Annotated in this window: 19 protein-coding genes and 1 pseudogene; 11 read left to right on the top strand and 9 right to left on the bottom strand. The window is 69.4% G+C overall.

The features are described 5' to 3' along the window. Window positions 1-78: 78 nt before the first annotated feature. Window positions 79-684 (top strand): hypothetical protein, encoded by a 606-nt coding sequence (locus tag EGT67_RS11445; RefSeq protein WP_127916195.1) that lies wholly within the window; start codon window positions 79-81, stop codon window positions 682-684. A gap of 67 nt (window positions 685-751) precedes the next feature. On the opposite strand, the gene EGT67_RS11440 is transcribed toward EGT67_RS11445, so the two are convergent. Then, window positions 752-2,422 (bottom strand): 2-isopropylmalate synthase, encoded by a 1,671-nt coding sequence (locus tag EGT67_RS11440; RefSeq protein WP_206612356.1) that lies wholly within the window; start codon window positions 2,420-2,422, stop codon window positions 752-754. 196 nt (window positions 2,423-2,618) lie between these two features. On the opposite strand from EGT67_RS11440, the gene EGT67_RS11435 reads away from it, so the two are divergent. Next, the gene (locus tag EGT67_RS11435) at window positions 2,619-3,302 is read left to right on the top strand and encodes a FadR/GntR family transcriptional regulator (protein ID WP_127916193.1); all 684 of its coding nucleotides are present in this window, start codon (window positions 2,619-2,621) and stop codon (window positions 3,300-3,302) included. 12 nt (window positions 3,303-3,314) lie between these two features. On the opposite strand, the gene EGT67_RS11430 is transcribed toward EGT67_RS11435, so the two are convergent. Next, a complete protein-coding gene (locus EGT67_RS11430) occupies window positions 3,315-4,487 on the bottom strand; it encodes a lysylphosphatidylglycerol synthase transmembrane domain-containing protein (protein ID WP_127916192.1) in 1,173 nt (390 codons plus the stop codon). Window positions 4,488-4,515: 28 nt separating this feature from the next. Next, entirely contained in the window at window positions 4,516-5,973 is a 1,458-nt protein-coding gene (locus tag EGT67_RS11425; protein ID WP_127916368.1) for an adenylate/guanylate cyclase domain-containing protein, read from the bottom strand. 272 nt (window positions 5,974-6,245) lie between these two features. Here EGT67_RS11425 and EGT67_RS11420 point away from each other — a divergent pair, with 272 nt between their 5' ends. Continuing rightward, the gene (locus EGT67_RS11420; protein ID WP_127916367.1) at window positions 6,246-7,388 is read left to right on the top strand and encodes an AI-2E family transporter; all 1,143 of its coding nucleotides are present in this window, start codon (window positions 6,246-6,248) and stop codon (window positions 7,386-7,388) included. Window positions 7,389-7,403: 15 nt separating this feature from the next. Further along, window positions 7,404-8,084, top strand: a complete 681-nt coding sequence (locus EGT67_RS11415; protein ID WP_127916191.1) for a DUF1707 SHOCT-like domain-containing protein — start codon at window positions 7,404-7,406, stop codon at window positions 8,082-8,084. Between the two features lie 3 nt (window positions 8,085-8,087). On the opposite strand, the gene EGT67_RS11410 is transcribed toward EGT67_RS11415, so the two are convergent. The 3 genes from EGT67_RS11410 to trmB are packed head-to-tail and all read right to left on the bottom strand — an operon-like array spanning window position 8,088 to window position 12,321. Beyond that, complete coding sequence (locus EGT67_RS11410; protein WP_127916190.1) at window positions 8,088-10,829, bottom strand: MMPL family transporter; 2,742 nt, start codon at window positions 10,827-10,829, stop codon at window positions 8,088-8,090. A gap of 11 nt (window positions 10,830-10,840) precedes the next feature. After that, a complete protein-coding gene (locus EGT67_RS11405; RefSeq protein WP_127916189.1) occupies window positions 10,841-11,530 on the bottom strand; it encodes an NYN domain-containing protein in 690 nt (229 codons plus the stop codon). Further along, complete coding sequence (trmB, locus tag EGT67_RS11400; RefSeq protein ID WP_127916366.1) at window positions 11,527-12,321, bottom strand: tRNA (guanosine(46)-N7)-methyltransferase TrmB; 795 nt, start codon at window positions 12,319-12,321, stop codon at window positions 11,527-11,529. The genes EGT67_RS11405 and trmB overlap by 4 nt, the downstream gene beginning before the upstream one ends. A 198-nt stretch (window positions 12,322-12,519) precedes the next feature. Between trmB and EGT67_RS11395 the strand changes: the two genes are divergently transcribed. The 6 genes from EGT67_RS11395 to epsC all read left to right on the top strand — a co-directional run bounded on the left by EGT67_RS11395 (window position 12,520) and on the right by epsC (window position 18,854). Then, a complete protein-coding gene (locus EGT67_RS11395; RefSeq protein ID WP_127916188.1) occupies window positions 12,520-13,230 on the top strand; it encodes a hypothetical protein in 711 nt (236 codons plus the stop codon). After that, window positions 13,227-14,651: a hypothetical protein gene (locus EGT67_RS11390; protein WP_127916187.1), complete on the top strand. Its 1,425-nt coding sequence runs from the start codon at window positions 13,227-13,229 to the stop codon at window positions 14,649-14,651. Before EGT67_RS11395 ends, EGT67_RS11390 begins: the two co-directional genes overlap by 4 nt. A 32-nt stretch (window positions 14,652-14,683) precedes the next feature. Next, a complete protein-coding gene (locus tag EGT67_RS11385) occupies window positions 14,684-14,989 on the top strand; it encodes a DUF6802 family protein (RefSeq protein ID WP_127916186.1) in 306 nt (101 codons plus the stop codon). 291 nt (window positions 14,990-15,280) lie between these two features. Next, window positions 15,281-17,110, top strand: coding sequence for a phosphoenolpyruvate carboxykinase (GTP) (locus EGT67_RS11380; RefSeq protein WP_127916185.1), 1,830 nt, complete (start codon window positions 15,281-15,283; stop codon window positions 17,108-17,110). Between the two features lie 227 nt (window positions 17,111-17,337). After that, a complete protein-coding gene (gene cysK, locus EGT67_RS11375; RefSeq protein WP_127916184.1) occupies window positions 17,338-18,270 on the top strand; it encodes a cysteine synthase A in 933 nt (310 codons plus the stop codon). A 5-nt stretch (window positions 18,271-18,275) separates the two neighbouring features. Further along, window positions 18,276-18,854, top strand: a complete 579-nt coding sequence (gene epsC, locus EGT67_RS11370) for a serine O-acetyltransferase EpsC (protein WP_127916183.1) — start codon at window positions 18,276-18,278, stop codon at window positions 18,852-18,854. Window positions 18,855-18,940: 86 nt separating this feature from the next. On the opposite strand, the pseudogene EGT67_RS25305 reads toward epsC, so the two are convergent. The 3 genes and pseudogenes from EGT67_RS25305 to EGT67_RS25295 all read right to left on the bottom strand — a co-directional run. Next, window positions 18,941-19,618 (bottom strand): annotated as a pseudogene (locus tag EGT67_RS25305) (IS3 family transposase); the annotation flags it as partial. A 10-nt stretch (window positions 19,619-19,628) separates the two neighbouring features. Continuing rightward, the gene (locus tag EGT67_RS25300; protein WP_241565980.1) at window positions 19,629-19,790 is read right to left on the bottom strand and encodes a hypothetical protein; all 162 of its coding nucleotides are present in this window, start codon (window positions 19,788-19,790) and stop codon (window positions 19,629-19,631) included. Further along, window positions 19,787-20,113, bottom strand: a complete 327-nt coding sequence (locus tag EGT67_RS25295; protein WP_241565979.1) for a helix-turn-helix domain-containing protein — start codon at window positions 20,111-20,113, stop codon at window positions 19,787-19,789. Before EGT67_RS25295 ends, EGT67_RS25300 begins: the two co-directional genes overlap by 4 nt. Before the next feature lie 390 nt (window positions 20,114-20,503). Here EGT67_RS25295 and EGT67_RS11360 point away from each other — a divergent pair, with 390 nt between their 5' ends. After that, window positions 20,504-21,559 (top strand): NAD(P)H-dependent flavin oxidoreductase, encoded by a 1,056-nt coding sequence (locus EGT67_RS11360; protein WP_206612348.1) that lies wholly within the window; start codon window positions 20,504-20,506, stop codon window positions 21,557-21,559. Window positions 21,560-21,584: the final 25 nt, after the last annotated feature.

Raw genomic sequence — 21,584 nt, 5'->3', positions numbered from 1 at the left:
CGTATTCGTTTCTGCTGCGCCGGATCTCCGCGCCAGTGGGGCTGTGGTGATCCGTGCTCTGAACGCAAGGAGAAACCGTTGTCGAAGAGGATTGTTGCTCGTGGTGCCGGCGCTGCCGTTGCACTGACCGGCGCTCTGGCACTGGCTCTGCCGGGTATCGCGTCCGCCGCCCCGAGCGCCGAGGTGCCCGCCCCGAAGGTTTCCGCCAGTGTCGACGGCGACGTCATCGACATGACCGTCACGCAGACGAGCGCCGACCAGGGCGTCGTGTGCATGCCCATCGTCCTGAACGCGACCGACGCGCTGCCGCTCGCCGCGATGCCGACCGACCAGTGGCCCGGTTTCGTCGACCTCCTCGGCAAGGTCTACTACATCGGAAACCCGACCACCGCCGCCACGCCGACGGTGGAGAGCACCACTGGGGGCGAAGGCAACACCGGTCTGCTCAAGCCGATCACGCCGGGCGCGTACGCCGTCGTCGGAGCGTGCATCGACGGTGCCGCACAGGACGCGATCCTGTCCTACAGCTACCAGGTCGTCTTCTCGCCGGGCGGCTTCGGCAGCCTGGGCCAGGCCCTGGATCTCGGCAGTACCACCATCAACATGGACGGCGGCAGCGGCATCATCGCCGACCTGCTGAAGAGCGGTGCCGGCAGCAGCATGCTGTCCGCGGCCATCAGCTGACCGGTCACCCCGAGGCGCCGGCCGGAACACACTCGGGTGGGGGGTGTTCCGGCCGGCGTCCGGTCCGTCATTCGGAGGCCGGCATCCCGGCGGCGCCGGCGAGGACGGCGTGCAGCGCCGACGCCGTCACCGACTGGTCGAACCCGATTCCCCAGTGCTGGGCGCCGCCGCTGCGGCACAGCGCGAACGTCGCCGCCCGTCCCGCGCTGCCCGAACCCACCGACTGCTGCACGAGCGAGAGCACCTCGACCGGCCGGCCGTGATCGGCCAGGACCTTGGTGAGCGCCTCGACCGGTCCGCCGGCGAACGCCTCGCCGTCGATCGCCGCACCGTCGAACTCCGCCCGCACCCGCAGGTGGTCGCCGCCCTCCCGGTGCTCGACCGACCACTGGCCCAGCCTGCCGCCGAAGCCGTACTCCGCGAACAGCAGTTCCCACAGTTGCTCGGCGGTCACCTCGACGCCGCTGTCGTCGGTGGCGCGCTGCACGCGGCCCGCGAAGTCGATCTGCAGCGGACGGGGCAGGTCGACGCCGTACCCGGTCTGCAGCAGGTAGGCGATGCCGCCCTTGCCGGACTGGCTGTTCACCCGGATCACCGCCTCGTAGTCGCGTCCGACATCGCGCGGATCGATCGGCAGGTACGGCACGTTCCACGGCGCCTGCCCCGGATCGAGACCCGCGGCGTCGGCCTGCGCACGGTGGTGCGCGAAGCCCTTCTTGATCGCGTCCTGGTGGGTACCGGAGAACGCCGTGTACACCAGGTCGCCGCCGTACGGATGCCGGGCGTGTACGTCGATCCTGTTGCAGTACTCCACCGTTCGGCGCACCTCGTCGATGTCGGAGAAATCGATCATCGGATCCACGCCCTGGGCGTGCAGGTTGAGCGCGAGCGTCACCAGGTCGACATTGCCGGTGCGCTCGCCGTTGCCGAACAGGCAGCCCTCCACCCGCTCCGCGCCGGCCAGCACCGCCAGTTCGGCACACGCGACGCCGGTGCCGCGATCGTTGTGCGGGTGCACCGACAGGATCACCGACTCGCGCCGAGCCAGGTTGCGGTGCATGTACTCGATCTGGTCCGCGTATACGTTGGGTGTCGAGATCTCCACCGTGGCAGGCAGATTGTGGATCACGGGGCGATCCGGCGAGGCGTCCCACAGTTCGGTGAGGCTGTCGCACACCTGCAGCGCGTAATCGGGTTCGGTCAGGTTGAACACCTCGGGGGAGAACTCGAAGCGTAAGCCGGGTTGGGCGTCGCCGCCGCGCGCGACATCCTCGGCGGCGTCGAAGATCAAGCGGTGCAGTGCCTTCCGGTCGTGTCCGAGCACGACATCGCGCCACGTCGGTGCGGTCGCGGTGTACATGTGCACCACGACGGTCGGCAGGCCGCGCACCGACTCGAAGGTGCGCGCGATGAGATCCTTTCGGGCGGCGGTGAACACGACGATGGTGACGTCGTCTGGCACCAGGCCCTGCTCGGCGAGGTCGCGGACGAAGTCGAAGTCGGTCTGGCTGGCCGACGGGTAGCCGACCTCGATCTCCTTGTATCCCATGGCAATCATCAGTTCGAAGAACCTGCGCTTGCGGGCCGGGTCCATCGGTTCGGCGAGGGCCTGGTTGCCGTCGCGCAGATCGACCGGCACCCACAGCGGTGCGACGGTGGTGCGGGCGGTGGGCCACGTGCGTTCGGTGAGCGGGACCTCGACGCGCTCCGAGTGCGGGCGGTAGCGGTGACTCGGCATGGACGACGGGCGTTGGCGGTTCCAGTTCACGGCGGATGCTCCTGTGCGGATCGAAGTGGTCGACCGGCACGGCGGAACCCCGCGGCGGGGTGCCGGCCCGGTCAGGCCCCGCCGCGGCGGCCGAGGAGCAGTCCGCGATACGTCATGTCGGCTAAGCTAGAGGAAACAAACTTGTCTGACAACCTGAGGAGTTCGATTGTCCGCCGCGCTGAGCCGGAATCTGCTGGCCGATCAGGCCGCCGACCAGCTACGACACCGACTGCGGGCGGGGGAGTGGGAGATCGGCGCGAAACTGCCCGGCGAGACCACCCTCGCGGCGGAACTGGGGGTCGGCCGCTCGACGATCCGTGAGGCGCTGCGGATGCTCGCCGGCCAGGGAATGCTGCGGCCGCGGCAGGGTGCCGGGGTGTTCGTCGAGCGCACCGAGCCCGAGGCCGACGGCTGGGAGGCCGTGCTGCAACGCGGCGCCATCGCCGCCGTCGTCGAGGTTCGGGCCGCGATCGAGATCGAGGCCGCGAGGCTTGCGGCCCAGCGTGCGACCCCCGAGGACGTCGCCGCGATGCGACGCGCCCTCGACCTGCGTGCGGTCGCGGGCGACGCCCCCGACCGCGAATTCGTCGAGGCCGACACGGCGGTGCACCGCGCGATCGTCACGGCCGCGCACAACCCAGTGCTGTCCGAGTTGTTCGAGACGTTCGTGCCGCGCGTCACCGACGCGATGATCGACATGATCGGCCTGCTCGGGCTGCGGGACCGCGACACCGAACCGAACGCGGACGAGCACGCGGGGCTCGTGGAGGCCATCGCGGCCGGCGACGTGGTCGCGGCGGCCCGCATCAGTCGCGCCCACCTCGAGGCTATGGCCGCCGATCTGCGGTGACGGCGCCCGCAGTCACTCCGGCTGGGGCGACCGGTGCTCCGGCTCGGCTGTCGGACTCTCGATCCGGATGTCGAGCGGATCGGCGACGGCGCGGCGCTCCTGCAGGGCCTTCGTCTCGCTCCGCTCGAGTTCGACGTCGTACTCGAGGTCTCCGTGCTGCCGACCCCGGAACAGGAACAGGAAGACGATCCAGCCGACGATCGCGACCAGGATGAAACTCACTCCGCGGTAGACGAACGCGGCCGCCACCGCCTGCGACGCACTGATGCTCGCGGCCGTCGTCAACGCTGCGATCAGCGTCGCGTCGACGTAGACCAGGCCGCCCGGCGCGCCCGGGATGGTCGCGACCGCCTTACCCGCCGCGAACGCGATGAGCAGGCCCGCGAGCACCGGATCGGCCCCGATCGCGAAACACGCCGCGCCCAGACAGACCACGTCCGCCACCCGGTGCACGGCCGACCAGGCCAGCGACACCGCCGCGTCGCGCTTGCCCAACTGCACCGAGTCGAGCTGTTCGATCGTGGTCCGCACCGCGTCCATGCCGGTCTCCGGCGGCTTGCGGAGCATCCGGTTCACGCGGGTCAGCACCCAGCGCGCGGCGCGCTCGATCGACTCGGGATGCGCCGACACGTAGCGGCCGGCGTACATCAGTGCCACCAACCCGGCCACCGAGAACAGCAGCGTGAACGGGCTCACCGAGCCGCCGACCAGCAGCGCCCCGGCCACACCGATCGCCGCGAGTCCCGCGGCCGCGATCACTCCCGAGATCGCCAGCTGCCACGACGCCACCACCGGGGTCGCGCCCCATCGGCGTGTCTCCCGATACGTGAAGGCCGTCGAGAACACCTGACCCGCCGGCAGCGTCAACGCCATCGCCGTCGACCCGTAGATCACCGAGAGCGACTTGCGCTGAGTCACCGACACGCCGCCCGCGTGCAGCAACTGCTTCTGGACGCGCCCGTAGCCGCTCAGCGAGACCGCCTGCGCCACGATGCACACCGCCACCCAGCCCCAGTGGATCTCCGTCAGCGCCTGCCACGACTCGTGCAGCCGCGGCCACAGATAGACGCCCTCGCCGACCAGCAGCACCAGGAGCAGGGCGCCAGCGACCCACTTGAGCCACCAGAAGCGACCGCGCGGCCGATCTGGGTAGCCGCCTCGCGGGTCGGGCTCCGGCTGTGCCACGAGCCCAGGGTAACCAAGATTGCTCACATCACTCCGGATACAACACGGGCCAGGCGAGGTGAGTGTTGCGGCGCCGGCCTCGCAGCTGCACCTGCTCGCCCAGCTCCCAGTGCGCCTGCTCCTCGTCGTCGGCGAAGTACAGCGCACTCGTCGACGCCAGGACACGGCTCGGTCGCAGCTTCGCGAGCTCCGTCAACCGCGACGCCTCGTTCACCGGGTCGCCGATCACGGTGTACTCGAACCGCTCGGACGCGCCGATGTTGCCCGCGACCGCCAGACCCGCCGACACCCCGATGCCGATGTCCAGGCCGGTGATCTCGTTGAGCGCGAAACGCAGCTCCCGCGCCGCCGCGAGCGCGGCCGTCGGCGCGTCCGGACGGTCCAGCGGAGCACCGAAGATCGCCAGCGCCGCGTCGCCCATGAACTTGTTGACGAACCCGTGGTGCCGGTCGACGACGTCGACGACCACCCGGAAGAACTCGTTGAGCAGCTCGACGACCTCGCCCGGCGGGCGCTCGGCCGCCGCGCCGGTCGAACCGACCATGTCGACGAACAGGACCGCGACGAACCGCGTTTCGCCGCCCAGCTCGGTGCCGAACTGCAGCGCGCGGCGGGCGACGTCCTGCCCGACGTGCTGGCCGAACAGCTCGCGCAGCAGCTTCCGCTCGTCGGACTCGCGCATCATCCGGTTGAAGCCGACCTGCAGGCGGCCGATCTCGGAGCCGTCGAAGACCTCGACGCGGACATCCGTCTCGCCGCGCTGCGCCCGCTCGATCGCCCGGCGCAGCTGCCGGATGGGATCGGAGATCTGGCTCGCCGTCAGCATCGACAGCGCGAACGCCTGCCCGATCGCCATGATCGACAGGAGCAGGATCGCCCAGGCGAGCGCGCTGGGCGCGAACTCGAGGTCGGTCGTGAGCTGTGTGACGCACAGCAGGATGATGCCGATGACCGGCATCAACGTGCCCAGGCCCCACGTCATCGCCATGCGGGTGCCGACTCCGGGCGCCATCGTCCGGTCGAACTGGCCCTCGCTGAGGGCCTGCGCCGCGACGGGGCGCAGGATCCGCTCGCCGAGCATGTAGGTGAAACCGAACGTCGTGGTGGCGGCCATGCCGACGGTGACGACGACGGCGATGGCGAGCTCGGGCATCTCCTCGACCGTGAGGAGCACGAAGATCACGCCGCCGAGGAGCCACAGGGCCAGGTGCACGATGGCCTGCCGCAGCGGTGCGTGCAGCGCGGCCATCTGCTCGGAGCGGGTGGGCGGACCGCCCCGCAACTGCCAGCGGATCACCGACCGCAGCATCATCGCCGCCGCGGTGAGGCTGACGATGCCGGCGAAGACGAGGTACACGCTGAAGACGGCGAAGTTGCGAACGTGGTCGTTGATGATGTCCGCCGACTCCGGAATGGGGATGCCGTAGCGGACGAACGCGAACACCAGAACCGCGCCGATCAGGTTCGCCCCGAGCATCGAGAGCATGTAGAGCGGCCAACGACTACGAATCGTCAGCGCCACTGCTCGGTACGATGCCCACACGACCTCATAATTTAGCGGGACATACTTCGCAGCACGGCAGCGCACACGCTTGCCGCGCCGGGCGGTCGTTTCTCCGCCGTGGGCGGTACCCCCGCCGTTACGCTCGCGCAGTGGGCGACAAGAAACCGGGTGACGCTCCCGCGCAGGCGGAAACGCAGGAATCGGCGGTCCCGGACAGCACGAACGGCGGACCCGAGCGGCCCGCGTCGGCGTCGGTGCATCCGCTCGTGCGGGTCGGCGCCGCCTGGACGTGGCGCCTGCTCGTCCTCTTCGCCGGACTGCTCGCGCTCGGATACGTCGTCGCCAAGCTCGAGACCGTCGTCATCCCCGTGGCGCTGGCGCTCCTGGTGGCCGCCCTGCTCATGCCCGCCGTCGACTGGATGCACCGGCGCGGGGTGCCGCGGTCCGCCGCCGTGGTCATCGCCGTGGTCGGGACGATCGGCGTGGTCGGCGCGATCCTCTCGTTCGTCGTGGAACAGTTCGTCGAGGGCCTACCCGGGCTGACCGACCAGTTCACCACCAGCGTCAACAAGGCCCAGGACTGGCTCACCGAAGGGCCGTTGCACTTCAGCGAGGACCAGATCCGGCACGCCGGCGACAACGTCGTCAAGGCACTCCAGTCCAACCAGGAGGCACTCACCAGCGGGGCGCTGACGACGGCCACCGTCGTCGGCGAGATCTTCACCGGGGCCTTCCTCACCCTCTTCACACTCGTGTTCTTCCTCTACGCCGGTGATCAGGTCTGGGAGTTCGTGACGCGGATCGTCCCGAAGGGCACGCGGACGCGGGTGCGGGTGGCCGGTCGACAGGGCTTCAACACCCTGGTCGGCTACACCCGCGCGACCGTCGCAGTCGCCGCAGCCGACGCGATCGGCATCGGCGCCGGGCTCGCGATCCTCGGCGTGCCGTTGGCCGTGCCGCTCGCGTCGCTCGTCTTCGTCGGCGCGTTCATCCCCATCGTCGGCGCCTTCGTGACGGGATTCCTCGCGGTCCTCGTCGCTTTCGTGACGAAGGGTCTGCTGACCGCACTGATCGTGCTCGGCATCATCATCGGCATCATGCAGCTCGAGGGGCACGTGCTCCAGCCGCTGCTGCTCGGCCGCGCGGTCCGGCTACACCCGCTCGCGGTGGTCCTCGCGATCACCACCGGCATCGTGCTCGCCGGCATCGTCGGCGGCCTGCTCGCTGTGCCGATCGTCGCGTTCCTCAACACCGCCGTGCGGTCCCTCTGCGCGGAGGACCAGGAGGAGGCCTACGAGACCCTCACGAACGCGGACCCGTCCGTCCCGATGTTCCCCGCGATACCCGACGAGCCCGACGACCGGCCGGGCGACAAATCGGACGGACCGCGTGGCTGACCTATTCTTGGCCGCATGGAGGCGCGAGATCTACGGGTGACCGATGCCGAACGCGAACACGTCGGCCGACTGCTCCAGCGGGCGGTGGGCCAGGGCATGCTCTCGCTCGGGGAGTTCACCGAACGGATGGACACCGCACTCGCCGCGAAGACCCGCGGCGAACTCAACGCCGTCCTGGTGGATCTGCCGGGAATGCAGATCGACCCGGCCTACACGAACGGCATGCACCCGTCGGTCGCCTCTGCGCCGCCCGGTCCGGCAGTCGGAGCACCGACGCTGGGTGTGCCCGCCGCGCCGACCCCGGTCGCCGGGGGCCACCCGGCACAGCAACCCCTCGTCATCCGCGGGCGCATGTCGACGATCAGCCGCAAGGGCCGCTGGAACGTGCCGCCGGCGTTGATCCTCGACTCCCGGATGGGCAGCTCGACGCTCGACTTCACCGAAGCCGTGATGCAGAGCCAGGTGGTCCACCTGACCGTCGACGACTACTGCGGATCCGTCACGCTCGTCCTCCCGACGGAAGCGACGGCCGACCTCAACGACGTCGAGACCGTCGGCGGCTCCGTGTCGAACAAGGCCCGGACGGGCCCGCCCTACGGCGCCTTGCACCTCGTCGTCCGGGGCCGCGTGCGCTTCGGATCGATCACCGCGCGCTACCCCTACGGGACGACCCTGCGCAGGATGCTCGGCAGCTGACGATCAGTCCCTGACCTGGTCGTCCTCGCGGTGCCGCGCGAGGAGTTCGCTCACGCTCACCGCGGTGCCGTCGACGCGGTGATGCCGACCGGTGTCGGTGTCGGACGGCTCCTCGTCGCTCGTGTGCCAGGCGGAGAACTCCGGTTCGGGCTCCGGAGTCGGCTCGGGCTCGGGAGCCGGTGTCGGTTCCGGCTTCACGGCCGGGATCATGCCCGTGTGCGGCGCGCGGAGTGCCGCGAGCCACGCCACCTCGTCGCCGTCCGGGTCGGACGACCGAGGACGGGGCCGAGGCGGGGGCGCGACCGCGGGGGCGGGTTGCGCTGGCGCACTCCGCGGGGCCTCGGTGGTCGGCGGCGCCACGTTCGGGACGTCGACAATCGGCGCGCCGGTCGTCGGCGCGGGACCGGGTTCGGGTGCGACCGGTCGCGGTGTCGCCGAACGGGCGCGCGGCGCCGCCGAGACCCGGGGGAGGGGCTGCGTCAGCGGTTCGGTCGGGTGGGTCGGCAGAGTCGGGGCCGGTCCAGGGCCCGGGACCGGGGCCGCGCGCATCGCGCCGGTCGCGGTCGCCAGCACCGGCACCTCCTCGGCGTTCAGTTCGTCGTCGAGGATCGGCTCGCCCAGCCCGATCTTCTCCTGGATGCGCTTCATCCAGGCCGGTGCCCACCAGCAGTCGTCGCCCAGCAGCTTCATGACCGCGGGGACGAGGAACATGCGGATCAGGGTCGCGTCGATGATCAGCGCCGCGATCATGCCGTAGGCGATGTACTTCATCATCACCAGTTCGGAGAACCCGAACGCGCCGGTGACCACGATGAGGATCAGTGCGGCGGCGGTGATGATGCGGCCGGTGTGCGCGGTGCCGATCCGGATGGCCTCGGTGGTGCTCGCGCCCTGCGAGCGGGCCTCGACCATGCGGGAGAGCAGGAACACCTCGTAGTCGATCGACAGGCCGTAGATGATCGCGACGATCAGCACCAGCACCGGCGACGTGATCGGTCCCGGGGTGAAGTTCAGCACGCTCGACCCGTGCCCGTCGATGAAGATCCAGGTCAGGATGCCGAGTGTCGCGCCGAGTCCCAGCGCGCTCATCAGCACGGCCTTGATCGGCAGCACGATCGAGCCGAACGCCAGGAACATCAGCAGCGTCGTCACCGTCAGGACCGAGACGATCATGAGCGGCAGGTTGTCGAGCAGGGCGCTGATGCTGTCCTGTTCGATCGCCGGTGTGCCGCCGACGAGGACCTGCACGCCGTCCGGGACGTCCATCGACCGCAGGTAGTCGATGGTCTCGGCGGAGTCGTTGCGGTCCACCAGGCCCGCCTTGAGGACCTGGACGCCGTCCTTCGCGGGGCCGGTGATCGAGAACTTCTCGACCAGACCCGGCGCCTCGTTCGCGGCCTTGATGATCTGGCCCACCTGCGCGCCTTGGGCGTCGCTGATCACCAGCTTGACCGGCTCGGTGCGGTTGCCCGGGAACAGTTCGTCGAACTGCTCCTGCGCGACGCGGGTGGGATTGTCCGGCGGCAGGTAGTCCTCGTTGATGCCGCCGAACTTGATGCCCGTCATCGGGATGATGAGCAGCAGCAGGCCGACGACGATCGGGATGGTGACCTTGAGCGGGTTGCGCATCACCCAGCGGGTCAGCCGGCCCCAGATGCTGGACTCGATCTCCTCGGTCGACTTGATCTGGCCGAATCGCTTGAGTCCGAACTTGTCGATGCGGCGGCCGAGGATGCTGAGGATCGCCGGTAGGACGGTCACGGATGTGAACGCCGCCAACAGCACCGTCGCGATCGCGCCGTAGGCGACGGATTTGAGGAAGCCCTGCGGGAACAGGATCAGGCCGCCGAGGCTGACCGCGATCATCGTCGCGGAGAACAGCACTGTCCGACCCGCGGTCATGACGCTGCGGCGCACCGCGGAGCGGGTGTCGTACCCGTCGCCCAACTCCTCGCGGAACCGGCTCACGATGAACAGGCCGTAGTCGATCGCCAGACCCAGGCCGATCAGCGACACCACGGACGCGACGAACACGTTGATCTCGGCGAAGTGCGTGAACACCCGCACGATGCCGTTGGCGCCGACGATGGTCAGTCCGCCGACGATCAGCGGCAGCGCCGCGGCGATGACGCCACCGAACACGAAGAACAGCAGCACCCCGACCGCCGGGATCGCGATGAGCTCCATGCGTTTGAGGTCGTTGGCCATCGTGTCGTTGATGGCGCTCGCGACGGGCTGCATGCCGGCGAGCTGGACCTCGACACCGTCGATGTCGAACGCGTCCCGGACCTCCCGGAAGTTGTTGGTGATCGCGGTGTCGTTGTCGCCCTTGAGCGCGATACTCGCGATCGCGTGCGACTTGTCCTTGCTCGCCAGGGAGGCCACGCGCGGGGTGTTCGGCAGCGCGAAATAGCTGCCGTTGACCTTCGCGACCTCGTCGGGATGCTCCTCCAGCACGCGTTGCAGGCTGTCGGAGACCTTCGCGCCGAACTCCGGGTCGTCGACGGTCTTGCCCTCGGGCGCCGTGTACATCGCCACGACGTCGCCGGCGGTGTCACGGCCGAACGTGCCGTCCGCGAGCTTCGCGGCCGCCACCGACTCCGAACCCGGATCGTCCCAACCGCTCTGACTGAGGTGAGGCCCGAGGCCGGAACCGTAGGCGCCCAGCGCCAACAGTCCGGCCACCATCACCGCGATGACGGTGAAACGGGCCCGGTAGACGAGATCTCCCCAGCGAGCGAACACGTATCGACTCCTCAGCGCCCTACGAGCAGGGCGGACAGCGGGCGGAACGGCTGCAGCCAGGCGCCCTCGTCGGGCAGCGACTCGAGGCTCACCCGCGGTAACGGCTCACGGAAGACGCCGGGGATGTCCTCGAGGTCGACGAAGTCCAGGATGTCGGACGAGACCGCCCAGCTGGCGTGCTCGCGGAACCCGAGAACCTGCACCGGCACGCCGGCTGCCGCGATGTCCTCCAGAGGCTCACGGAACGCCTGCCCGTCGGCCGAGGCGACCATGACACCGGCCAGACCCTCACCACGGCGAAGCGCAATGTGGTGGAGCATGTCGGCATCGACGTCGCTGTCCTCCTCCACCTTGGGCTTGGCGAACACCGCGAAGCCCACATTACGCAAGGCCTCCACCCACGGGCGGACAACATCGGCGCTACCAGGGGCGATGTTGGTGAACACCGTCGCCTCGGGCTCGAGAGTCACGCTCTCGGTCGAGGAAAGCTCCGCGGTCCGCGACAGCAGCCAGCGGCCCAACGCGTCGAAACGCGGCCGGTAAGCGGCAGTCGGTCGTCCGCCCAGGATCGCTCCGAGACCCATGTCAAGGTTCGGTGCATCCCAGACCAGCAACACCCGCTTGTGTCGTCGGGCGTCGCGCCCGTTGTCGAGGGAATCGTCCGCAAGCCCGGTGTTCGGCGTGCCTTCGCTGAGACTCATGACTTGATCTTCCCCCAGATGAGTTCCGTGATGGTGCTTCCGACCTTGTGTGCTTTGTCCTCGAACTTCGTCACCGGACGCTCGTGCGTCATGGGCGACGCCCAGTCGAGTTCGGTGAGCAGCGGCTCCGCGTCACCGGCTTCGCGGATCGCCTCCGCGTACTCCGCGTGGTCGGTCGCGACGTGCAGCACACCGCCCGGCTTCAGCCGGCTCGCGATGAGCGCGAAGGTCGGAGCCTGCAGCAGCCGGCGCTTGTGGTGGCGGGCCTTGGGCCACGGGTCCGGGAAGAACACCCGCACGCCGGTCAGCGATTCCGGCGCCACCATGTGCTCGAGCACCTCGACCGCGTCGCCGCGCAGCACCCGCACGTTCGTGAGTTCGTTCCGCTCGACGAGCTGCAGCAGTTGCGCCAGCCCCGGGCGGTAGACCTCGACGGCGATCAGGTTCACGTGCGGCTCGGCCTTCGCCATCGCTGCCGTCGCGGTGCCGGTCCCGGAGCCGATCTCGACGATCAGGGGAGCCTCGCGCTCGAACCACGCGGTCGTGTCGATCAGGTCGTCGCCGACGTCCCGGCCGATCTTCGGCCACATCCGGTCCCACGCACCCTGCTGCGGCTCGGTCAGCGACCCCCGGCGGGAACGGAAACTGGTCACCCGCGGGTAGAGACGTGAACCCTTCTCGGCGCCGGCGGGCTGGTCCGCCCCGGCGTCGGCGGGTGCGGGATCGACATCGTCGCGCGGGGTCTCGGGTGCGTCCTGATCGGCGTGGTTCACCGCACCATTGTCACGTATGTCCGCGAGTGCCGGCCGACACGGTCGCCCGATAATATGGACGATTTGGTCGGATTCCAGGGGGTCTGCTCCCGAATCGCCGGTGTTCTGCCTGGTAGCGACGGGGGAAGTGTCCACGGCGTGCTCTTGATCTCCTGTTCGCCGCACTGACAGAATCGCCGTCGCCGGTCGGCAGGGGGAACACGGGGGGACACAGTCGTGAGCGGATACGAGCTGTTCGGCCGCATCGCCGCGGATATCGGCGGCGCGGCCCGGCGGGCGCTGGACGACACGACCGCCGAGATCCGGATCCAGGTCGTCGGTCGCTCCGGCGTCGGGCGCACCGCCGTCGCCGGTGTCCTGGGGCGCGCAGGGTTCGGGTCCGTGACCGAGTCGTCGGCGGTGGACGCGCCCGGCGCCGACGATCCGATCCTCGACGGCGACGTCGTGGTCTACGTGCTGTCCGGCGCGCCACGCACCCCAGACGTCGACGTCGTGAAGCGGGCGCCGCGGGACGCGACGATCGCGCTGGTCAACAAGGCCGACCTGTTGGGGTCGTGGGGCGACGCGCTGCGCATCGCCGCCGAATGCGAGGCCGAGACGGGGGTGCGAACCCTGCCTACGGTGTGCCGTGCGCCCGCGCCGGGGACCCCGGACGGGGTGAAGGACATGGTCGCCGCGGTCGAGGCGTGTGTGCACGCCGTCCAGGCCCGTCGGGTCCGGGCGGTGCTGAAGACGCTGGCGGAGGCCGCGGCGCGGGGGCCCGACCGGGACGTCCTCGAGAACTGTCTGCGCAGCGACGAGGCGGTACACGCAGCGGCGGACGCGGCCGCTGCGCTCGGCGACGGCGTCGCTGATCGGCGCCGACGCGATCTCGCCCGTCGACGCCTCGATGCCCGCAGGGCGTCGAACGCGCTGGACGCGCGGTGACGCCGGTCGTGCCCGAGTTCCCGCCCGAGGCGCAACGGATCGTCCAACGATGGGACCCGGACGGCCTGACCGGGTGGCGCGACCGGGACCGGACCGGGCGCGGGGTTCACGTCGTGGTGGTGCGCGGAATCGACCCGACCCGCGTGCTCGACGCCCTGGCACCCTTCGAACTCGCGACCGGTGCACCCGCCGCCGCTGTCGTCGTGATGGTGCTCGACGGCGCCTCGGTGCTCGGACGCGACGAACTGGCCGCGCTCGACGCGGCCGCAGCGGACGTCGAGCGGGTGGTCTTCGTGCTCACCGGTGGCGGCGCGCCCGCGGACCGGGAGGCGGTGCGGGAGCGGGACGAGGCGCTGATCCGCACGCACTCGGCGCGCTTCGCCGACGTTTGCGTCCTCCTCGGCCCCGACGACCTGGCCGCGGTGGTGCGGGACGCCCTCGCCGCGGATCCCGACGTGGTCGCCGACCGCAACACCCGCCGCGCGGCGCACTCGCTGGTCGAACGGACCTGTCGTCGGATCACCGAGACCGCCCGGGCGACGCGTGACGGCAGCGACGCCGCCACCGCGGAGTTGCGGGCACGCAAGGCCCGGGTGGTCGCGATGCGCGACGGTGGTCGCGCGGAGCGGCTGGCCCGGGTGCGCGGGGACGTCCAGCGGGCCCGGATCGACCTGATGCACGCCACCGGCGGTCAGGTCCGCGCCGTCTCGGCGGCCGTGCGGGCCGACATCGACCGGGCCGGACGCCGCGACCTGCACACGATTCCCGGACGGATGGCTGAGCTGGCGGATCGCGCGTCGACCGAACTGGACGCGGTCGTCGGGCAGCGGCTGACGGAACTCGTCGCGCGGGCCGGGGTGTCGGATCTGCCGCCCGCGGCCCCGATGCCGCACGAGCCACCGCCCCCGGGGCCCGAGCCGCGGCACCGGGGCGTCGAGGACCGGATGATGGTGGTCGTCGGGGCGTCGGCGGGCGTCGGTCTCGGGCGGCTCGCGGTCGCCCCGATCTCGATGGTGCCGGCGCTCGACATCGCCACGATCCCGATCACGCTCGTGCTCGGCGGGTCCGCGGCATGGTGGCTGGCCGGGGCGCGGCGGCTGGTCGCCGAACGCGCGCACCTGCGTCAGTGGACGTCGGACGCCGCCGCCCACCTGCGGTCGCAGCTCGAGCAGCGGGTGCTCGGTCGTGTCCTCGAGACCGAGGCGGCGGTGAGCGCCTCCGTGATCGCGGACAGCCGCGCGGCGGGTCTCGCGGCGGACGAGGAACTGGCCGCGATCGACGCCGAGGCCCGTCGGCTCGCGGCGCAGCGCAGCGGCCGCGTCGCGTCGTGCGAGCGGGACCGTGCCGCGCTTCTCGAGGTGCTCGCCGCACTGGCGAACACGGGGGAACCGGGCGACGCCGCGGTGCGTCCAATGCCGTGACGACAGTTGTACGGCGACCGCTGGGAGGCAGCATGATCACCACCGAGGAGTTGACGGTCGATCGGCCGGGCATCGATCCCGAGGAATTCGGTGCCGAGTCGGGAGCGGTGTCCCTGACGGACGCCGCGTTCGACATCGACGGCGACGGCATCCTCGACACCCAGACCCTCGAGGTCGACGACGCGCTGATCGTCGCGACCGACACGGACGCCGACGGCGACGCCGACCACGTCACGATCGTCGACGGCGACGGCGAGTACTCGGCGTGGGAGTTCCACCGCGATGCCGACGGTCGGGAACACTGGGAGCGCGTCGACGAGGGCGGCCTGGACCTGTAGAAACGCGAGGTTTGCCGGTGTCGGGGGAGTTCGGTGCCGTCTGAATCGTTCCTGTGACCTAACCGACTGCACCCGGTTCCCCCGAGCTTGACCCGCGGCGTTAACCTCTATAGCTAGGACACCCGGCACCCGTGTCCTTCGTTCGTTGTCCGCGGTGACGTACGCGGGCGGCCGGCGGAGTGGGCGGGCTGCACCCCGCCGAGAGGGGGAAATCGGTTCAACCTCTCAGCCCCGCTCTGCGCGGGGCTGATCTGGTCGTTCCGGTTCCCGGCCCCACCCCAGGAGAGTTTGATGACCTCAGCGACCATCCCCGGTCTGAACGGAACTGACGGCACGCCCCCCACTGAGCACTCCGAGCTGCTCGCCTGGGTTCGCGAGGTTGCCGAGCTGACCCAGCCCGACCGGGTCGTCTTCGCCGACGGCTCCGACGAGGAGTGGGAGCGTCTGACCGATCAGCTCGTCGAGGCCGGGACGTTCACCCGCCTCAACGAGGAGAAGAAGCCGAACTCGTTCCTCGGCAACTCGGATCCGTCCGACGTCGCGCGCGTCGAGTCCCGCACCTACATCTGCTCCGAGAAGCAGATCGATGCCGGTCCGACAAACAACTGGATGGCCCCGACCGAGATGCGGGCCCTCATGACGGACCTGTACCGCGGCAGCATGCGCGGTCGCACCATGTACGTGGTGCCGTTCTGCATGGGCCCCCTCGGCGCCGACGACCCGAAGCTGGGCGTCGAGATCACCGACTCCGAGTACGTCGTCGTCTCCATGCGCATCATGACCCGCATGGGCAAGGCCGCCCTCGAGAAGCTGGGCACCGACCGCCCGTTCGTGAAGGCCCTGCACTCCGTGGGCGCGCCGCTCGCCGAGGGCCAGGCCGATGTGCCGTGGCCGTGCAACGACACGAAGTACATCACCCACTTCCCCGAGACCCGTGAGATCTGGTCCTACGGCTCCGGCTACGGCGGCAACGCCCTGCTCGGCAAGAAGTGCTACTCGCTGCGTATCGCGTCGGCGATGGCCCACGACGAGGGCTGGCTGGCCGAGCACATGCTGATCCTCAAGCTGATCTCGCCGGAGAACAAGAACTACTACGTCGCCGCCGCGTTCCCGTCGGCGTGTGGCAAGACCAACCTCGCGATGATCCAGCCGACCATCCCGGGCTGGCGTGCCGAGACCCTCGGCGACGACATCGCGTGGATGCGTTTCGGTGAGGACGGCCGCCTGTACGCGGTCAACCCGGAGTTCGGTTTCTTCGGCGTCGCGCCGGGCACCAACCACGCCTCCAACCCCAACGCCATGAAGACGGTCGAGGCGGGCAACACCCTGTACACCAACGTCGGCCTGACCGACGACGGTGACGTGTGGTGGGAGGGTCTCGAGGACACCCCGGCACACCTGATCGACTGGAAGGGCAACGACTGGACCCCCGAGTCCGGCACCAACGCCGCCCATCCGAACTCGCGCTACTGCACCCCGATGTCGCAGTGCCCGATCCTGGCTCCCGAGTGGGACGACCCGCAGGGTGTGCCGATCTCGGCGATCCTGTTCGGTGGACGTCGTAAGACCACGGTTCCGCTGGTCAGCGAGTCCTTCGACTGGCAGCACGGCACCTTCCTCGGTGCGACGCTGTCGTCCGAGCAGACCGCCGCCGCCGAGGGCAAGGTCGGCGCCGTGCGCCGCGACCCGATGGCGATGCTGCCGTTCCTCGGCTACAACGCCGGCGACTACCTGAATCACTGGATCAACCTCGGCAAGAACGCCGACTCGGAGAAGCTCCCCAAGATCTTCTACGTGAACTGGTTCCGTCGTGGCGAGGACGGCCGCTTCCTGTGGCCCGGTTTCGGCGAGAACTCCCGCGTGCTGAAGTGGATCATCGACCGCATCGAGCACAAGGCCGACGCCGTCAGCACCCCGATCGGCTTCGTCCCGTCCGCCGCCGACCTCACGCTCGACGGCCTGGACGTCGAGGCCGCGGACGTCGACGAGGCCCTGACGGTGAACGTCGACGAGTGGAAGGCCGAGATCCCGCTCATCGAGGAGTGGCTCGAGTTCCTCGGCGAGAAGGTGCCGTCGGGCATCCGCGACGAGTTCGAGGCCCTGAAGCAGCGCCTGGCCTGATCTCCCTGGTTCGACCGAATGTCACATCGGTTCAGTTCGACTGAACCGATGTGACATTCGGCGTTTCGGGGGTGACTGTGGAAGGACGGCTGCCCACAATTGTGTCGACGTGCGTATACGTTCGTACGTGTGTGGACCCGGCTCTGTGCCGTTCACGACGGGATGGTGCAATAGCAGCAACCTGACATCGACCTGGCTGCCCGACGTGGCCACGAGGAGGATCCGGCATGGGGATCTACAACAACGTCACCGAACTGGTCGGACGCACCCCGCTGGTGCGCCTGAACCGTCTGACCGAGGGCCTCGGCGCCCAGGTGGTGGCGAAGCTCGAGTTCTACAACCCGGCCAACAGCGTGAAGGACCGTATCGGTGTCGCGATCATCGACGCCGCCGAGCAGTCCGGTGAGCTGAAGCCCGGCGGCACCATCGTCGAGGGCACGTCCGGCAACACCGGCATCGCGCTCGCCATGGTCGGCGCCGCCCGCGGCTACAAGGTCATCCTCACGATGCCCGAGACGATGTCCACCGAGCGTCGCGTCATGCTGCGCGCCTTCGGCGCCGAGATCGTCCTCACGCCGGGCTCCGAGGGCATGGCCGGTGCGGTGAAGAAGGCCGAGGAGCTCGTCGCGCAGACCGAGAACGCGGTCCTGGCACGCCAGTTCGCGAACGCCGCGAACCCGGAGATCCACGCGCGCACCACGGGCGAGGAGATCTGGGCCGACACCGACGGCGACGTCGACATCTTCGTCGCCGGCATCGGCACCGGCGGCACCCTGACCGGCACCGGCCGCACGCTGCGCAAGTACAAGCCCGAGGTCACGATCGTCGGCGTCGAGCCGGCCGACTCGCCGATCCTCAACGGCGGCCAGCCCGGCCCGCACAAGATCCAGGGCATCGGCGCGAACTTCGTGCCCGAGGTCCTCGACCGCGAGATCTACGACGAGATCATCGACGTCGAGTTCGACGACGCGATCCGAGTCGCCCGCAGCCTCGGCACCGACGAGGGCATCCTCGGCGGCATCTCGGCGGGCGCGAACGTGTGGGCGGCGCTCGAGCTGGCCAAGCGTCCTGAGAACGCCGGCAAGCTGATCGTCGTCGTGGTCCCAGACTTCGGCGAGCGCTACATCTCCACCCCGCTCTTCGAGCACATCCGGGGCTGAGCATTGTGAGTGTCCTGCGCACGATCCGGGAGGATCTCCAGGCAGCAAGGGGCCAGGATCCGGCCGCGCGCAGCAACGTCGAGAACGCCGTCGTGTACTCGGGCCTGCACGCGATCTGGTCGCACCGGATCGCGCATCGCATGTGGGCCAAGCCCGCGCTGCGCGGCCCGGCCAGGATGCTGGCCCAGTTCACCCGGTTCCTCACCGGCGTCGAGATCCACCCCGGTGCCACCATCGGCCGACGGTTCTTCATCGACCACGGCATGGGTGTCGTGATCGGGGAGACCGCCGAGATCGGCGACGACGTCATGATCTACCACGGCGTCACCCTCGGTGGTCGGTCGCTCGCGAAGGCCAAGCGGCACCCCACCATCGGCAACCGCGTCACGATCGGCGCCGGCGCGAAGGTCCTCGGGCCGCTCGTCATCGGCGACGACAGCGCGATCGGCGCCAACGCCGTCGTCACCCGCGACGTCCCGGCCGACGCCATCGCGACCGGCATCCCCGCCGCGGTGCGGCCGCGCAAGCGTCACGAGCAACTCGTCGACCCGACGTCGTACATCGATCCGGCCATGTACATCTGAGCCAGGTCTCGAAGCTGAAGGGTCCCTGCGTGCGCTGACAGCGTGTGTGAACTGGTCCCCGATTGTTGGACTGGCTAAGTGAGAGCCTAGGCCGCGAGGGTCTGGGTCCGGTATTGCACCGGGCTCAGGCCCTCGAGTCGTGTGGAGATGCGTTCGGTGTTGTACCAGTGGATGTAGTCGTCCAGCGCGGTGGCCAGGGCGGCGGTGTCGAGGTATCGGGTGTGGTGGAAGAGTTCTTCTTTGAGGTGGCCGAAGAAGTTCTCCATCACGGCGTTGTCGTAGCAGTTGGCTTTGCGGGACATCGATTGTGTCGCACCGGCATCGGTGAGCAGACGCCGCCAGGACGAGTGCTGATACTGGAATCCCTGGTCCGAGTGCACGAGCAGGTTCCGGCCGTCGTCGACGGCCCTGAGGGCCTCCCGTAGGGAGCAGTTGGTCAGCTCCAGGGTCGGTGACGGCCCGAGCGTGTAGGCGATGATCTGGCGGTCGAACAGGTCCATGATCGGCGACAGATACAGCTTCTCGTCACCGACCCGGAATTCGGTGACGTCGGTGACCCACTTGCGGTTCGGGGCATCAGCGGCGAAATCACGATCGAGCAGATTCGCCGCAACCTTCCCGACCCGACCCTGGTAGGCGATGTATTTGCGCTTGCGGCGGACCCGGCAGGCCAGGCCGAGCGTGCGCATCAGCATCAGGACGGTCTTCTTCGCCACCCGCCAACCGGCCCCGACCAGCACACAGTGGATCCGGCGGTGCCCGTAGCGGCCGTGACTACAACACCTCGCAGATCGCGGCCTTCAACTCGGCGTTCGGGTCCAGGGCCTGCCGGCGTGCCTGGTGGTAGAAGAACGTCGACCGGGCCAGCCCAGCGATCTCGAGGAGCACATCGAGGCGGTGCTCGGCCTTGAGAGAGACGACGGCATCGACCTTCACCGCCGTTGTTGCGCCCCCAAGGCCCGTAATTTTCCCAGGTAGGCGACCTGCGCCCGCAGCACCTCGTTCTCCCGCCGCAACTGTTCGAGCTCGCTGATCTCACCCGCCGGCTCGGCGGGCTTCGGGGGACGACCCAGCTGTTTCGGACGCAACCCGGCCTCGCCGTCGTTGCGGTACTTCCGCGCCCAGGTTTCGATCAGTTTCGGTGACGCCATCCCGAACTCGCGGGCCAGCTCGACCTTCGCTTCGCCCGCGAGATATCGGCGCACCACCTCGAGTTTGATCTCGAACGAGTACGACTGCCGGTCCCGAGGCTTGGCCACCAACGCTCCTGTTCCACGAACCCGCCACCGGTCATACAGCCGTCTGACCGGCGGTCGGCCCACCTCCAGGCTCGACGCGACCGCGCGAGCACCCCAGCCGACCTCGAACAACGCTACCGCGGTCACCCGCTGGTCCTCGGACAGTGAACTCGTCGGCCTCATACAACTGCTCCCCAAAAGTCGGAACTGAATTTCTCAGTCCAACTTCCGGGGAGCAGTTCAGTGAAGGGACCCTTCAGCTGTTTGTGGGGTGGTGTGATCGCCGGGCCGCCCCGCCGTGCTATCAATACCAAGCAACTGCTTGCTTGGTATTGATGAGAGGGATGGGATGCTCACGGCTATCTGTGCAGTGACACGGGGGTTTGCTCACGCGAGCGCGGAGGTGCGGCCGTGACCCTGCACACCGCGCTCACCGAACTGGTCGGTGTCGAACATCCCGTCGTCCAGACCGGGATGGGCTGGGTATCGGGCTCGCGACTGGTCAGCGCGACGGCGCGCGCCGGCGGCCTCGGCATCATCGCGTCGGCGACGATGACCTACGACGAGTTGCGTTCGGCGATCCGGGAAACCAAGGAGCGCACCGACGCCCCGTTCGGGGTGAATCTGCGCGCGGACGCCGAGGATGCGCAGGCTCGCGTCGAACTCCTGATCCGCGAGGGCGTGCGCGTCGCATCGTTCGCGCTGGCACCGCGGAAGGAGATGATCGCGCGGTTCAAGGACGCCGGCATCGTGGTGATCCCGACGGTCGGGGCCGCGCGTCACGCCGAGAAGGTCGCGAGTTGGGGCGCGGACGCCGTGATCGTGCAGGGCGGCGAGGGCGGCGGACACACCGGCGGCGTCGCCACCACCCTGCTGCTGCCGTCGGTGGTGCGCGCGGTCGACATCCCGGTGGTCGCCTCGGGCGGATTCTTCGACGGCAGCGGGCTCGCCGCGGCCATGGCCTACGGCGCGTCGGGCATCGCAATGGGAACGCGCTTCCTGCTCACCAGTGACAGCACTGTGCCCGAGTCGGTGAAGCGCGAGTACCTCGCCCGCGGCCTGGACGGCACCGTGGTCACCACCAAGGTCGACGGCATCCCGCACCGTGTGCTGCGCACCGGACTGGTCGACTCGCTCGAGCGGAGCCGGGGAGTCCGCACCCTCGCCCATGCGGCCGTCAACACCGTTCGCTTCCGGAAGCTGACCGGAATCAGTTGGCGGGCAATGATGTCCGAAGGGCTCAGCCTGGTCCGCGGCGGCGACCGCACCCTGGCGCAACTGATGATGTCGGCGAACAGTCCCATGCTCCTGCGCGCCGGACTGGTGGACGGCGACACCGGGGCCGGGGTGCTGGCGGCCGGTCAGGTCGTCGGAATGATCGACGACCTGCCCAGCGTCGACGAGCTCATCGAGCGAATTGTCGCCGAGGCCGAGCAGCGGCTCGACGAGCTCCGGCCGGCCCGCTGAGTCGAGGAGCCGTGGGGTCCCTTCA

The organism is Prescottella agglutinans (assembly GCF_004011865.1).
GTDB classification, from domain to species: Bacteria; Actinomycetota; Actinomycetes; order Mycobacteriales; family Mycobacteriaceae; genus Prescottella; species Prescottella agglutinans.
This window is presented reverse-complemented; position numbering and strand designations above follow the sequence as displayed.